This window comes from Vibrio sp. ZF57 (assembly GCF_001691235.1).
Classification (GTDB): Bacteria; Pseudomonadota; Gammaproteobacteria; order Enterobacterales; family Vibrionaceae; genus Vibrio; species Vibrio crassostreae_C.
In genome coordinates, this window is sequence record NZ_MAKD01000019.1 from 130,491 (window position 1) to 145,655 (window position 15,165).

Consider the following 15,165-nt stretch of genomic DNA (forward strand, 5'->3'; position numbering starts at 1 on the left):
TACCATCATGACTGGAGAGTCCTTTGCACTTTAAAGATTTAGGCTTAGATAACCGCTTACTGAAGAACTTAAAACATTACGACTTCAAGAAGGCGACAGAGATCCAATCAAAAGCGATCCCTGTTGCTATTGCTGGTAAGGATCTATTGGCTTCATCAAAAACGGGATCAGGAAAAACATTGGCGTTTGTGTTGCCAATGATACATAAAGCATTAAAAACAAAAGCGTTTTCTGCTAAAGATCCTCGTGGTGTAATTTTGGCTCCTACTCGTGAGCTAGCGAAGCAAGTTTACGGCGAACTGCGTAGCATGCTTGGTGGTCTGTCTTATGAAGCGGCGCTTATCTTAGGTGGTGAGAACTTTAACGACCAAGTTAAAGCACTGCGTAAGTACCCTCGTTTTATCGTTGCGACTCCAGGCCGTCTTGCTGACCACCTAGAACATCGTTCATTGTTCCTAGATGGTGTTGAAACGCTAATCCTTGATGAAGCGGACCGTATGCTTGATCTGGGTTTCGCTCCAGAACTTCGTCGCATTGCCAATGCAGCTAAACACCGTCGTCGTCAAACGTTGATGTTCTCTGCAACGTTAGATCACGCTGAAGTAAATGGCATTGCAAATGAAATGCTAGACGCACCTAAGCGTATCTCTGTTGGTGTTTCTAACGAGCAACACTTAGATATCACACAGAAATTCTACTTATGTGATCACCTAGATCACAAAGAAGCGATTTTAGACCGTGTACTGGAAGAAGCTGAATACCGTCAGGTAATGATCTTCACAGCAACACGCGCTGATACTGACCGTTTAACAGATAAGTTGAACGAGAAGAAGCTTAAAGCGGTAGCACTGAGTGGTAACCTAAACCAAACGCAACGTAATGCTATTATGAGCCAGTTCGAGCGTGCGGTTTACAAGATCTTGGTAACTACCGATGTTGCTTCACGTGGTATTGATATTCCAAACGTGAGCCACGTTATCAACTTTGATATGCCTAAGCATACGGAAGAGTACGTGCACCGTGTAGGTCGTACTGGCCGTGCGGGTAACAAAGGCGATGCGATTTCTTTGGTTGGTCCAAAAGACTGGGACAGCTTCAAGCGTGTTGAACTTTACCTTCAACAAGATTTGACCTTCTCTGTACTTGAAGGCCTAAAAGGTAAATTCAAAGGCATTAAGCCACGTAAACCTGCGTTTGCTAAAGGCGGTCCTGCTAAGAAGAAGACCAACACTCAAGCGAAGAAAACGCCGAAGAAACCAGTTAAGCGCGATAAGAGCTTCCACCAAAATGTGGCCGTGGGTGATACCGTGTTTATCCCTAAGAAGAAAGTCGCACCAAAAGTGGACGACGAGTAATCACCAGCCAGTTTTAAAGCGTTTGCTAGTAAAACTGACATGAATAAAAACCGCCAATATTAGGCGGTTTTTTTGTATCTGACTTTTGTGCCTAAGAGGTGCTGCCTCAGGTTACGGAGTTGCTCTAAAGGCTTTAGAAATCAAATGTTGAGAATGAAAAAGCTAGGATATGGTCGGCAATGTATTTGTGTGTGGCGGTGGTTGGGTGCGTCACGCCCCAGAATACATAACTGTCTGAACCATAGGTCGCACAATCATTAGTTAAGCTGTGGCTTCTTAAATAGTCCGCGGCTGAGCTTCGATTGATATTAAGACAAGCATCACTCGCGTTTCGAAAGCCATGTTGTTCTGGGTTATCGGTAATGCTGGCGAACAACGCACTTGCATCGAACAACACCACGTTTTTCCCTATACCTTGGTAATACTCGGCTTGAGCTTTGATGAACTGGTTGAATTCTAAGATCTTGCCACGAACTTTTATTATCTCTTGTTCGGTAGAGTATTTGAATTGAGGGGCTTTGGTTGCATCGGGTAAGGTGAACAGCAGGATATTGTTCGCACCAGATTCTGTTAAGCGGATCAGCGCGCTGCTAAAGTCAGCCTTTACATCGGCGACTTCTCGGTTGTAATTCATGAAGTCATTGAGGCCAAACTCTAAAGTAAACAGTGAGTTTTCCGGACGATAGTTTTTGGCGACTTTCATGTAGGTCAGATAAGAGGTGACTTGATCATAAACACCAGTCAATGCCACGTATTGGTTGGTACCTGCGGCGCCACCCACAGCCCAGTTATACAGAGGGACATCTTTCGCTTTTGCTAAATACTCCGTCCAGACTAAACCATTCGAAAGTGCCCTAAAAACCACGAATCTGCGTTCGGAAAAAACCATTGTGAGCCATTAAATAGATTACCAGTGTCGGACAGGCTATCACCAAAGATGACAATACGATTGATGCTATTGGCCTGGAACGCGTTATCGTTGGTCCAGATGGAGTGGTTGTAAGAGAAGCGATTATCTGCGGCAAAGTAGGTGATGTCATCGGCGTCATGTTGGATGTCGAGCGTCTGTTCGCAACGCTGTTTGATTTCAGATTGAGGCGCATCACTGTAGAACATGTTTTTGAAAGAAACAGAAGACCACCAATATCCGTTGATCGTGTAGTAATCACCACTCTCTTTCTTTGCCCACTTCCAGTCGGTGGCTGGGGAATCATGAGAGGCATCGGTTCGATACCAACATCTAACATATGAATAGGTCTCTGAGCCTTGTGCACTGAGTACTTGTGCAGATGTAATCGATTCAGGTGTTGGTATTGAGTCTTCAGCGGCATAAGCGCCAAAAGGCAGGGCTAACGTGAGTATTAAAGCCGTATTTTTCATCACTGTATTCTCTTTTATATTTAGATGAGCCAAACAGAAACGCTGTTGCTTGTTGCTTGTTGCTTGTTTCTTGTTTCTTGATAAGTGGATAAGTGGATAAGTGGATAAGTGGATAAGTGGATAACTGGTACGACCTATATCTAAAATCAATAATTAGCGTCAATATATTCAGGGTTGTGGTGTGTCGTTAATGGAATAAGCCTCAAGTTATCAACGAGTTTTTGGTTGAAAAATACCTGTTTCCAAACGGTTATTTGTCGAATAATTTTGGTTTATTGAGAATGTTGAATTGATATTTGAGTCGGGATATTGAAAGAACAATCTCATCAACCTTAGTTAAATGTTAATTTAATCAATTGCTTATGTTTTGTTCTCCTGATTCTGTTTGCCTGATGTTCATCGCACCTGTTTAATTCAAGTTCGCCATCACAAATATGAAGTCGTTACTTTCTGTTTTATAAAATCATCATCTACGGTTCTTTTACTCATCAGAGGTCTAATCTGTTTAAGGAAAGAGCATTGAAAAAGATATTAATTTGGACGATAGCCTGCCTATCCAGTTTTGGCGTATATGCCGGAACGAGCGCATCAGCATTAGAAGCCAGGGGATACACTGAAACGAAATACCCCATTATGTTGGTACATGGTCTGTTTGGTTTCGATACATTAGCGGGCGTTGACTATTTCTATGGCGTACCTGAATCCCTAACCAAAGATGGCGCGAACGTATATGTCGCTCAGGTCTCTGCAACCAACAGTTCAGAGGTCCGTGGTGAACAGTTACTCAGCCAAGTTGAAACGCTGTTAGCTGCAACAGGAGCAAGTATGGTGAATCTGGTTGGTCATAGCCACGGTGGGCCTACGGCTCGTTATGTTGCGTCAGTTCGACCTGATCTTGTTGCTTCAGTGACCAGTATTGGCGGTGTGCATAAAGGTTCTAAGGTCGCTGATCTCGTTCGAGGGAACGTATCTGAAGGCTCTGTCACAGAAGGTATCGCGGTTAAATTAGCAGGTGGATTAACGACACTGATTAACCTTTTATCTGGTGGAACGGATCTCGACCAAGACGGCCTCGCTTCTGTTGAAGCATTGACCACAGAAGGCTCGCTAGCCTTCAACCAGTTTTACCCTGAGGGCGTTCCGACGTCTGAGTGTGGCGATGGTGAGTGGCAAGCAAGTAACGGCGTTTATTACTATTCATGGACAGGGTCTTCCACTTTTACCAACCTTCTTGATCCTACCGACGGAGCGATGACAATCCTAGGCTTAGCCTTCAACGAACCTAATGATGGCTTAGTAGGAGCATGCAGCGCGCATTTGGGCAAAGTGATTGGTGATGATTACAAAATGAACCACCTAGATGAGATTAATGGGTTATTGGGAATTCACCACTTGTTTGAGACAGATCCTGTAACTCTATATCGTCAGCATGCCAATCGATTGAAGTTGGCTGGCTTGTAGTCTGCAAAGCCGTTTAATAAGAAAACAAGGGAAGTATGATGAAAAAGACCGCCATTTTGTCGATAACCACGATAGCCCTGATGAGCACAGCGGCGGTCTTTTTATATCTAAATAATCAAGATACACATACTGACGACGAACAACGCGTCTCCTCATTGAAAGTCACCTCTCAGCAAGATACCGACATCGATAACGCATCAGCAAAAGACATGATGGAATATTTCGTGTCAGGTAATACAGAATTAACCCTTGAAGATATTCGAGACAACGTGGCGAAACACCACGAACAATCATCAACAACCGTGGTTGATGAAGCACTGTTTGCCAAATATCTTGAGTATAAGTCGGCACTGACATCGTTGGACGTGCAGTTCGGTACCACATCCATTTCCGCTGATGATCTACGTGCACTCAATCAAGCGCTCCTTGACCTCCAAGCTCAGTTTTTCAGTGAGAGCGAGATAAGTATTCTGTTTACGCACGACAACAGAATGAGAGAAATCGCCTTAGAAAAGTTACTTCTGAAACAGGAGGGATTAGAGGATGAAGAATACCAACAAAGACTCGAATCCTATCTATCTGAGCAACCTGATTATGTTCAGTCGAGTCACCAGAATCAGGTGTTACTCCAACAGCTCTCTAGCTCTGAAGGTCTCGATGAACAGGGTAAATACTTAAAGAGAAGCGAACTTGTCGGTGAAGAAGCAACCCAGAGACTTGAAGCACTTGATAAACAAAGAGCGGCCTTTGAAGACTCGTTAGAGGTCTACTTCGCAGAACGAAATGATGTCTTGAAAGATTCATTCCTATCAAAAACCGAACAACAAGAGAAGATTGCGCAACTTAGGACTGAACATTTCCTACCAGAACAGCTTAGAAGGGTAGAAGCGATTGAAAGAATTCGAGCGGCTGAATCTCGTCAGTAGTGTCTAAAAGCGAAAAACCAGCCATGATGGCTGGCTTTTTGTTTATCGGCGAGTTCTAAAGAGCATACAGCCTGAATCTGTTTGCCTTGAACTTCGTACCTTGAAGCCTATACCTTAAAGTAATCCAACTGCTGCTTCTGTTGTTCTGCTAGGTTAGAAAGCTCGTGGCTTGCTGCAGCGGCTTGAGTAATGCCGGTAACGTTTTGGCTTACTAGGCTGTAGATGTTTGAGATGTTACGGTTGATGTCTGAGGTTACTTGGCTTTGCTCTTCAGCGGCAGAGGCAACCTGAGTGTTAATCTCAGTCATGTCCGTTACCGAGTTAGCAATGCCTGAAAGCGCCGCGCTTACTTCACCTGCAAGAGTTTGGTTGTGTTCCACCATAGCCAGTGAGCTGCTCATGCTTTCATTCGCGTTACCGGATTGAACCTGCAAACCTTCAATGATGCTTTGGATCTCTTTGGTTGAATCTTGTGTACGTGCCGCTAGCATTCGAACTTCATCAGCAACCACTGCGAAACCACGACCGCTTTCACCTGCACGAGCGGCTTCGATTGCTGCGTTAAGCGCAAGCAGGTTAGTTTGTTCAGAGATACTTTGAATCACCTCAATCACTTTACCAATCTGTTCAGAGTGCTCTTTTAGCGTGCCCACAACATTTGCAGCTTCGCTTAGCTGAATCGCCATCTGTTCGTTAGCTTTGTTGCTTTCATTAAACAAGCTCATGCTGTGTGTCGCCATTTCGTCAGCTTGCTTAGACGCTGAGTCGGCTTGTACTGCGTTCTCATTAACGTGTGCTGCTGTGCTTTCTAATTGGTTTACAGCAGAAGCAACTTGTTCTACTTCTTGCTTTTCTTGGTCTGAATTAACGCTCGATTGTGTCATTACTGCTGCTAGCTCTGTCGACGCAGAAGCCACTTCGATACTGATTCGAGACAGCGAGCTTACCGTGTCACGCAGCTGTTCAACAGACTGGTTTACGTCTTGCGCTAGGCGTGAGATTTCGTTGTCGCCATACTCTTCTGCTTTAACTAACAAGTTACCTTTTGCCACTTCGCGCATGGTTGCTTGAATATTGCTGATCGGCTTAACAATGATGCCAGCCAGCGTCCAACTGATAATTAGAGCTACAGACAGGATCACCAACAGTGCAATGGTCGCAGTAGTCAGCGTGCTAGCGTGTTGCTGGCCGTTGATGTCGACCTCTTGAGTGGCAAGCAAGTTCAGCTTTTTAGACAGAGTATTGATCGCTTGCACCATTTCATTACCCGCATGTCGGTATTGGTCGATTGCGATCTGGTAGCGGTTTTCAAAATCTGAAGATAGTGATGCATCGCCGTGTTTCGCTCTTAATAGCGGAAGCATGGTGGTACGAGAAAAATCGACATAGTGATTCATCGCTTTGTTCATCGCGGCCACTTCATCTTGCATGCCTGGCACTGTGTCTAATGAATTCAGTAGGCGAGTATTCTGATCGCGTTTTTGGTTTAGTGTTTCAACCAATGTTTTTACGTCATCAGCATTGAATAGACTGTAAATCGCTTTGATGCGCATGCCATAGCTGTTGTCGACGATTTCGCTAAGTTCTTCTTTATGTAAGATTAACTGGTCGGTTGCTACTGACACATCTTTGAATGCACTTTCTAGTTTTTCACCACCGATAATGACACCGGCTAAAAGTAAGACAACGGAAAATAGTACGGGTACAAGAATTTGTATTTTGATTGATAAGCCACTGAGAAGTTGGCGCATGTAATGTCCTTCTTTGAATAAAATAAAAAGATGAGAATTATTATTATTAGAATTAGTTGGCGATTCTAACTAATGAGACTGACAATTCAATCAGTAAAGGCTTTGATTTCGTTATATGCGATAGGTATTTGATATAGATGGTTGTTTATTGTTCTAAATGGCGATAAAGGTGGATCTTTTTATCCATCGTGTTAGGGCTAATTGATTGATAAATAGAGAAATATATTGGTTAGTATTCGATATAAATAGGGAAGGAAATCTAGCTTTTTGGTGCTCAAACGATGGTGAGACCTGCATTCACTAACTGCATCTGATGGGGGCGCGACTATCAATTCATCGAGTAGGAGAGAAATTAGCCATTAATTTGTAGTTGTCATATAGGCTTCAATTAAGTGAAACACAACTGTCACATTCGGATTCTAAAGTAGGCCTCGTTCAAGCAAAACATTACGGCAATAACGCCACTAAAGGAAATTTGTGATGAAAAAGACAGTTATCGGTGCAATCGCACTACTAGGCGCTCTAACAGTGAATACAGCTTCAGCTAAAGAAACTATCTCTGTAGTTGGCTCTAACAGTGCTTCTCCACTGGTTGAAGTTTTTGCAGAAACCTACATGAATAAAGGCGAACCAGTGTTCATCGAAATTCAAGCACCAGGTTCTTCTGCAGGCATCAAAGCAGCAAAAAATGGAAGTGCTGACCTTGGTATCTCTTCTCGTGACCTAAAAGAAGAAGAGAAAACAGCTGACCTGAAAGAGCTAGTTATCGCTCGTGACGGTATCGCAGTTGTTGTTAACCCGAACAACGAAGTATCTGCTCTTACTGCTGAGCAAATCACTTCAATCTACAAAGGCGACATCACTAACTGGAAAGATGTTGGCGGCGCTGATAAACCAATCGTAGCAATCACTCGTGATACTGCATCAGGTACACGTGGTGCATTCGAAGACATCATGAAGCTTAAGAAGAAGATTGGCGATAAGAAAGTATCGGCTATCTCTCAACGTGCACAAGTTGCAAACGGTAACGGCGCACTTAAAGTTTCTGTAGCAAGCAACCCATACGCTATCGGCTTTATCTCTCTAGGTACAGTTGACGAATCTGTTCAAGCTCTAACTATCGACGGCGCTGCTGCGACTGTAGACAACGTTAAGAACGGTTCTTACAAAGTTGCTCGTCCATTCCTAGTTCTTTACAAAGCAGGCGCTCCAACAGCTGAAACTCAACAATTCCTAGATTGGATGGTTGCAGATGAAGCTCAAGCTATCGCTGGTAAGAAAGGCTACATCACAGTTAACTAATCTTAACTGACTCAATCTTAATTATTGCTCAGCCTGCTTTAGGCTGAGCCTTTTCTTTCAACTTTGTTTATTTCGAGCTCTTATTGAGCCACAAAGTTTGAGATTTTATATATGACCATCGCAAATAGTGAAAAGCTTATGAATACTGAAGCGACTCAAATCAACAAGCCAAGTCTACGTGCTAAGAAGCGCATCGACTGGAGAGAAAGAATCTTCCACGGCTTGTTCTTATCGAGTGCTGTAATCGGCATCGTATCACTAGCCGTTATCGCTTACTTTATCGTTGCAGAGAGTATCCCTGCATTCCAAGAGGCCGGTGTTTCTGGCATCGTTCTGGGTGTTGACTGGTTACCTCCAGCTCTATTCGGTGTTGCAACCATGATTGTTGCATCGATTGTTTCGACACTTGGAGCTGTAGTTGTTGGTGTGCCAGTTGGTGTATTAACCGCTATTTTTATTGCTGAGATTGCTCCAAAGCGTCTTGCAGATATTATTCGACCAGCAGTTGAGCTTCTAGCGGGTATCCCGTCGGTAGTTTACGGCTTCTTCGGTCTAGTAATTATCGTTCCAATGATTCAAAACGTTTTCCAAGTACCAGCGGGTAACACTATCCTGGCGGGTATCATTGTTCTGGGTATCATGATTCTTCCTACCGTTATCACGGTTTCTGAAACTTCGATTCGTGCGGTACCTCGTACATACAAAGAAGGTTCACTTGCACTGGGTGCTTCGAAAATCTACACGATTTTTAAGCTACTCGTTCCTGCTGCACGTTCAGGCATTATGACTGGTGTGATTTTGGGTATCGGCCGCGCACTTGGCGAAACGATGGCAATCATCATGGTTATGGGTAACGCGCCAGCAATGCCAGAAGGCATTTTGGACTCTGCTCGTACGCTAACAGCAAACATTGCAATTGAAATGTCTTACGCAAGTGGCGTTCACGCTAACGCACTGTACGCAACAGGTGTTGTACTTCTAGTGTTCATCATGATGTTAAATGGTGCTCTACTTTATCTTAACCGTGAAAAAGCGAAGTAGGCGAGGATAAGTAATATGGATCGCGTAAAACTAAAACAAGCACGTCAAACCAAAGATAACATCCTAAAAGGTTTTATCTGGGCAGCTGCAGCTGTAACCGTTGGTTTCTTATTCTGGATTATTTGGTACATCCTATCGAACGGTCTGCAATACGTAGATTGGAACTTCATCACTGACGATTACACTCGTACTGGTGAAGAACGTGGTATTTTCCCAATGATCATTGCCACGATCTACATGGTAATCGCATCGATTGCGGTAGCCGCGCCACTGGGCATCATGACGGCGATATACTTAACTGAATATGCGAAAGTAGGTAGCCGATTGGTGAAAGTGATTCGATTCTGTACTGAGTCGTTAGCTGGTATCCCATCGATCATCTTTGGTCTGTTCGGTATGACCTTCTTTGTTTCGATTCTTGGTCTTGGCTTCTCGATTCTGTCGGGTGCACTAACGCTAAGTATCCTGATTCTTCCTGTAATCATTCGTACTACAGAAGAAGCATTGATGGCAGTGCCACAAACTTACCGCGAAGGCTCATACGGCCTTGGCGCTTCAAAAATCTACACTATCTGGCGTTTGATCTTACCAAGCGCAATGCCAGGTATCTTAACTTCGGTCATTCTTAGTATTGGTCGTGTAATTGGCGAATCAGCACCTGTATTTTTAACAGCAGGTATGGTGGCACGTGTTCCTGAGTCGGTATTCGATTCTGGCCGTACACTAACGGTTCACCTATATAAGCTGACAACAGAGCTATTTACTATCGATGAGTGGAACCAAGCCTACGGCACGGCGACAGTCCTAATCGTACTGGTTCTCTTGATCAACATGGTTACAAAACTGATTGCGAGACGCTTCAACACGGCAACTTACTAAGCTCATTAGCTGGCTCATAAATAAAGCGAGCCCCCGTGATAAAGAAAGCATCAAGTTAGACACGAATTTAAGAATTTAGAGATTACGAACATGAATAAATTTGATATTGAGAACCTAGATCTGTTTTACGGCGACAACCAAGCGCTTAAATCTATCAACCTGCCAATTCCAACTCGCCAGGTTACTGCTCTGATTGGCCCGTCTGGCTGTGGTAAATCAACACTATTGCGTTGTTTGAACCGCATGAATGACCTAATTGAAGGCGTTACGATTAAGGGTAAGCTGGATATGGATGGCACTGACATCTACGGTAATATCGATGTCGCTGACCTACGTATCCGCGTAGGCATGGTATTCCAAAAGCCAAACCCGTTCCCAATGAGCATCTACGAGAACGTGGCATACGGCCTACGTGCTCAAGGTATCAAAGACAAAAAACACATCGATGAAGTGGTTGAGCGCTCGCTACGCAGTGCTGCACTGTGGGATGAAGTAAAAGACCGTCTTAAAGCGCATGCATTTGGTCTGTCTGGTGGTCAACAACAGCGTCTATGTATCGCACGTACCATTGCAATGGAACCAGATGTAATCCTGATGGATGAACCAACATCGGCTCTAGACCCAATCGCGACACACAAGATTGAAGAATTGATGGAAGATCTGAAGAAAGACTTCACTATCGTTATCGTAACGCACTCAATGCAGCAAGCGCGTCGTATCTCAGACCGCACGGCTTTCTTCCTAATGGGAGAGCTTGTAGAGCATAACGAAACCAGCGTTATCTTCAGTGAACCAAAAGATGATCGTACTAAAGGTTACGTAAACGGTGACTTCGGTTAATCGACGATTTACGTGTGGTATTTAAGCGATTAGATACCTTTACACACTAACTGAAACGCAGGTTAGATAATCGAATAGAACAACAGAATTATCACTATAACTATAAGCGATGGAAGTTTTGCCCCACTATAGGTGGGGCTTTTTTATGTGTCTAAAAAATCCCCAATGTCGATGTGATTTTGGGCAGAGAATCCCATTTTTGTCGTCCTTCTCATGCTTGTGATAATGTTAAAGGTGAAACTGCGACCCGCTTAACATCTCATTTTTACTTACATTGATTGCATATCAAGCCTTCTGTATTTTTGCTTTATTCTTAATCGCCAATGGAAGGAAGCTGTGCCTGTTAAAGCCTTTGCAAAACAAATATCTGCGACACGCGACCATCGTCTGTTGGCTGAGTCTCTTTTTGACTATCTGGTTAAGGTACTTACTCCAAAAGGGATAGGAATATTTGCTGAACCGACGCCGGAGAGCGACGCATTACCGCTTTTTTCTTATGGCGACCTAACCTCATTGGCGAGCTACCCCTCTACATTTTGGCCGTGGGTCTCACAGTTTGATACCGCAGACGGGGTTTTGCCAATGGCTATCAACACCTGCAAGTGGGAACACATGAAAGTGCTTGGTGGGGAGTCGTTTATCATGATGCTCGACAACGCACCTGCCTCCAGAACTTATTTAATTGTTCAAAATTGCAATGCTGAGAAGGTTAATCAAACCTTTGACCAAGATCTTGATGTGTTACAGCTCGCGGCTGCCCGTTGGCAATGTATTCGTGCCGAAAAGAACGCGGCGCTAGAAATCAAACACAGAGACACACGTGAAGCTCAATACTTAGATGAGATAAAGTTACGTGAGCTGTTTGTAGAGAACATGAAGCTGGTTCATCAGGTCGCGCTTGAGCTTTCTAACCCTGAGTCACTCGATGCTTTGTATAAAGCATCGGTTGAGGCTGTGCGAGACAGGTTAGGGTTTGATCGTGCGATCTTCATGTTGCTTGATATGAAAAAGCGTTGTTTCAGCGGCACTTATGGCACTGACGAAGCGGGTAAAACCAACAGTGAACACCACACTCAATACGATTTGCACCAACTTGAAGCGGAATACATTGAAGCGCTGTCTGATAACCATACTAATCTAGTCATCATCGATAATGCGCCCCTGTATACAGAAGGTAAGGTGGTCGGGCAGGGGTGGAATGGCATGCTTATCTTGCGTGAAGGCGACAAACCTGTCGGCTGGATCGCCATGGATAACTACATTCATCGCTCACCGATTACTAACTATCAAAAGCAGATGCTTGAGTCTTTTGGCTCTTTGCTTTCTCAAATCTATATTCGCAAGCGCCAAGAGCAGAACATACGTATGTTGCACTCGAGTATGGTTGAGCTGTCCCGATGCGATAGCGTCAGTGAAGTCTGTAAGTCCGCGGTTAGTTTTGCGATTCAACATCTAGGTATCGATCGACTGGCTGTTTTCCTAACAGACAAAAAGTGCAGTTACATGCAAGGTACTTGGGGCACTGACATCAAAGGCGATATTGTCGATGAGTCCTATTATCGCTCTGAGCTGGTGGAACGTGACATTGTAGCCGCAGCTCGTGCTTGCCCTAATCAAGTTGCCTTTGAAGAATCAGTTCCTATCTATCACGATTTCAATATTGTGGGAGTCGGTTGGACGGCAATGACCATGCTCACCACCAATACGGGTGAGCCGATTGCGTTTATCGCTGCTGATAACTTGTTAACACGCAGCCCTTTAACTTCCCAGCTTCGCGAAGTAATTCGTATCTTTGCCTCTAGCCTCGCAGAGGTGTTGCAAAGAACCATGGCGCAAGAGGAGCTTAAAAAGCTCAATGAAACGCTTGAGCAAGAGGTCAGTAAGCGCACCCAAGAGCTAGAGTTGGCGAATGAGCAATTGGATATCATTTCTAAGCTAGATCCTCTTACGCGCCTTGGAAACCGCCGTATGTTGTCGCAGGTTCTAGAAGACTTGAACGGTGACGATCAAGGTGCCTTTGCCTTACAGAACGAAATTACATTTGGCTTGATTCTTGTCGACCTCGACCACTTTGGTTTGTACAACAGTGTCTATGGTCATACTGAAGGGGATGCGGCTCTGAGGACGGTAGGTGAGATACTGAATGCCCATGTTCACAATGATAAAGAAACCTTCTGCCGGATTGGCGGAGAGGAGTTTATGTTGTTGATGATTGGCACGAATCACTCAGAGACAAAGCAACGTGCAGAGTCGATTAGAAAATGCATTGAAGAGGCAAAAATCCTGCATTGTGAAAGTAGTACCAGCCCATATTTAACGGCATCCGTTGGCTATGCCTCGATAACGTCTGACCAGCATCAGTTCGATTTTGATTTGTTGTATGGCAAGGCAGATAAAGCCTTGTATCAAGCCAAAGACTCGGGGCGAAATCGAATTGTTTCTGCCTTAAAACGTAAAAAAGTCACAGCCTCTCTTTCTTAAAATAAAGGCCGTTGATCTCAAGATGATCAACGGCCTTTGTGTTTTACTGTTCTTGATGAACAGCGTCGACTAAAGATTTTCTAGCGAACTATTATGCTTTTTACTCGCAACTCTCTTGGGCTTCTTCACCGTTTTGATTGCCAGCTCTGGGCTCCATGTTTGGGCTGGTGAACCGGCTTCACCATAAAGGCTTTGGTTTAGCTTGGTGAGTTCGGCTTCAACGGTTTGTAACGTCTCATCACTTAGATCTGTATTTTCATATTTCCATTGCTCAAATAAGGTTCTGGTCATCACGGCATCTTTCGTTCTTAGAGCTTCAATAAGCGCTTCTGCGGTATCTGATTGACGTTCAACAGTGTGTGTTGGTTTTGTCGTTACACCGCGGCGTGACCAGAAGTAGAATGCCAATGCTGAGCTGATTAGCCACAAAGCTGCAAATAGGGCGGTGAGATATGGCCAGATCCCAGGGCTATCCACAGTAACAACCGTCGGGTTTACTTGTTGGGCGGGCGTAGCAGTTACTGGTGGAGTGCTTGACGTTGCGCGATCACTTGCTTTTACCGCTAACTCTAGCCCCTGCGCTTTGCTTGTTTGTTCTGATTGCAAATCGGTGTTAAACCAAGCTTGAGACACATCAGGAAGCGAGATGTTTCCTGCCTCTTTCGGAATCAAGACTTGCTTGTAAACAACGACAGAATCACCTGACTGAGTTGTGCCAAATTGCGGCTTCTCTTCATAAACACGTACCGAATTAGGGTAGGTGATATTCAGTTTTGGCAACTGGTGTTGCGTTAAGTTGCTAGCCGTCATCGTGATGGTACGAGTTAACGAATCACCCGCTTCCATTTCAATGGTTTGGTTGTCGCCTTCTAAACCATTACTATTTCCCAGTTGATTGCCTTGGCTATCTGACCATTGTTGAATCAGTTTGAAGTTTGATGTTGGTAACCACTCACCTTGGTAGCCTTTTGGTACGTCCTTCACAGTTACATCTAAGATTTCAACGGGCGTGTCGAGCTGGAACAGACGCGTTGTACTGGAGTTGTTGGTTGAGTAAACAACGGCTCCATTCAGCTTCGGTCCATTCAGCTTAAACTGTCCGGCCTTTTGTGAAGAGATACGGAAAGACTGTTGAACTACCGTCACCTCTTGTCCATTGAGAACATCTTGAAATTGCTTCGATTCACCAATAGGTTCCACATCTAAGCCCGGCGAGCTCGGTGGCGCTATTTTAGGATCTTGCAGCCTTCTTGGGTCAGCTTTGATGATGAGTTTTACATCAAGCTCAGCCACTTCTTCTGGGTACAGCGAGTTCTTGCTGAGATTAAGCTGGAACTCTGCCATATCATGTTGAGTTGGAGCGGCTTTGTTAATTGCAACATTGATGGTGATAGGCTTGGTTTTTGCCCCTTCAATATCAAAACTCGGGATTTGCAACTTACCCAAACGCAGTGGAGCAAGGCTAATGTTCCATTCACTTGATACCGAACGGCTGCCATTGACGATTCGCATCGACGACCCAAAGTTTGGTGTGCCAACATAGAAATCCTGCTGGAGCGCTGTTAGATCTAGAGCATCAGAGGAGACCTTTTCATCGGTTGCAACTCTAAGAAGGAACACTTCATCTTTGGTGACACTGTTATGTGAAACGCTCGCCACGGCGTTTGCAGCCAATACTGAGAAGGACGAGAAAGCTCCCAACAACAATGTTAGGAGTACGGATAAAAATGGCTTGTTTAAAAATCGCAT

General features: G+C 44.4%; 10 protein-coding genes and 1 pseudogene. 8 read left to right on the forward strand and 3 right to left on the reverse strand.

The features are described from left to right. Positions 1–23 precede the first annotated feature (23 nt). Entirely contained in the window at positions 24–1,355 is a 1,332-nt protein-coding gene (locus A6D97_RS02820; RefSeq protein ID WP_017061883.1) for a DEAD/DEAH box helicase, read from the forward strand. A gap of 133 nt (positions 1,356–1,488) precedes the next feature. Here the strand turns inward: A6D97_RS02820 and A6D97_RS02825 are convergent. Further along, positions 1,489–2,735: pseudogene (locus tag A6D97_RS02825) on the reverse strand (SGNH/GDSL hydrolase family protein). A gap of 519 nt (positions 2,736–3,254) precedes the next feature. On the opposite strand from A6D97_RS02825, the gene A6D97_RS02830 reads away from it, so the two are divergent. Further along, complete coding sequence (locus A6D97_RS02830; RefSeq protein ID WP_065583796.1) at positions 3,255–4,196, forward strand: triacylglycerol lipase; 942 nt, start codon at positions 3,255–3,257, stop codon at positions 4,194–4,196. A gap of 38 nt (positions 4,197–4,234) precedes the next feature. Next, positions 4,235–5,122 carry a lipase secretion chaperone gene (locus A6D97_RS02835; RefSeq protein WP_065583797.1) on the forward strand — a complete coding sequence of 296 codons (888 nt, stop codon included), beginning with the start codon at positions 4,235–4,237 and terminating at the stop codon, positions 5,120–5,122. Between the two features lie 107 nt (positions 5,123–5,229). On the opposite strand, the gene A6D97_RS02840 is transcribed toward A6D97_RS02835, so the two are convergent. Continuing rightward, positions 5,230–6,873, reverse strand: coding sequence for a methyl-accepting chemotaxis protein (locus A6D97_RS02840; RefSeq protein WP_065583798.1), 1,644 nt, complete (start codon positions 6,871–6,873; stop codon positions 5,230–5,232). A 480-nt stretch (positions 6,874–7,353) separates the two neighbouring features. On the opposite strand from A6D97_RS02840, the gene A6D97_RS02845 reads away from it, so the two are divergent. The 5 genes from A6D97_RS02845 (at position 7,354) to A6D97_RS02865 (ending at position 13,416) form a co-directional block, all read left to right on the forward strand. Then, positions 7,354–8,175, forward strand: coding sequence for a phosphate ABC transporter substrate-binding protein (locus A6D97_RS02845; RefSeq protein WP_017064254.1), 822 nt, complete (start codon positions 7,354–7,356; stop codon positions 8,173–8,175). A 111-nt stretch (positions 8,176–8,286) separates the two neighbouring features. After that, on the forward strand, positions 8,287–9,216 hold the full coding sequence (gene pstC / locus A6D97_RS02850) for a phosphate ABC transporter permease subunit PstC (protein WP_017064255.1): 930 nt from the start codon (positions 8,287–8,289) through the stop codon (positions 9,214–9,216). Positions 9,217–9,231: 15 nt separating this feature from the next. Beyond that, entirely contained in the window at positions 9,232–10,095 is an 864-nt protein-coding gene (gene pstA, locus A6D97_RS02855) for a phosphate ABC transporter permease PstA (protein ID WP_017064256.1), read from the forward strand. 90 nt (positions 10,096–10,185) lie between these two features. Beyond that, positions 10,186–10,935 (forward strand): phosphate ABC transporter ATP-binding protein PstB, encoded by a 750-nt coding sequence (pstB, locus tag A6D97_RS02860; protein ID WP_004737715.1) that lies wholly within the window; start codon positions 10,186–10,188, stop codon positions 10,933–10,935. A gap of 336 nt (positions 10,936–11,271) precedes the next feature. Next, complete coding sequence (locus tag A6D97_RS02865; RefSeq protein ID WP_017064257.1) at positions 11,272–13,416, forward strand: GGDEF domain-containing protein; 2,145 nt, start codon at positions 11,272–11,274, stop codon at positions 13,414–13,416. A 69-nt stretch (positions 13,417–13,485) separates the two neighbouring features. On the opposite strand, the gene A6D97_RS02870 is transcribed toward A6D97_RS02865, so the two are convergent. Further along, positions 13,486–15,165, reverse strand: a complete 1,680-nt coding sequence (locus tag A6D97_RS02870; RefSeq protein ID WP_065583799.1) for a BatD family protein — start codon at positions 15,163–15,165, stop codon at positions 13,486–13,488.

Excerpts from the sequence above, each read along its gene's own strand:
- A6D97_RS02835 (WP_065583797.1), top strand. The coding sequence starts at position 4,235 with ATGAAAAAGACCGCCATTTTGTCGATAACCACGATAGCCCTGATGAGC.
- A6D97_RS02840 (WP_065583798.1), bottom strand. The coding sequence starts at position 6,873 with ATGCGCCAACTTCTCAGTGGCTTATCAATCAAAATACAAATTCTTGTA.
- A6D97_RS02845 (WP_017064254.1), top strand. The coding sequence starts at position 7,354 with ATGAAAAAGACAGTTATCGGTGCAATCGCACTACTAGGCGCTCTAACA.
- pstC (WP_017064255.1), top strand. The coding sequence starts at position 8,287 with ATGACCATCGCAAATAGTGAAAAGCTTATGAATACTGAAGCGACTCAA.
- pstA (WP_017064256.1), top strand. The coding sequence starts at position 9,232 with ATGGATCGCGTAAAACTAAAACAAGCACGTCAAACCAAAGATAACATC.
- pstB (WP_004737715.1), top strand. The coding sequence starts at position 10,186 with ATGAATAAATTTGATATTGAGAACCTAGATCTGTTTTACGGCGACAAC.
- A6D97_RS02870 (WP_065583799.1), bottom strand. The coding sequence starts at position 15,165 with ATGCGATTTTTAAACAAGCCATTTTTATCCGTACTCCTAACATTGTTG.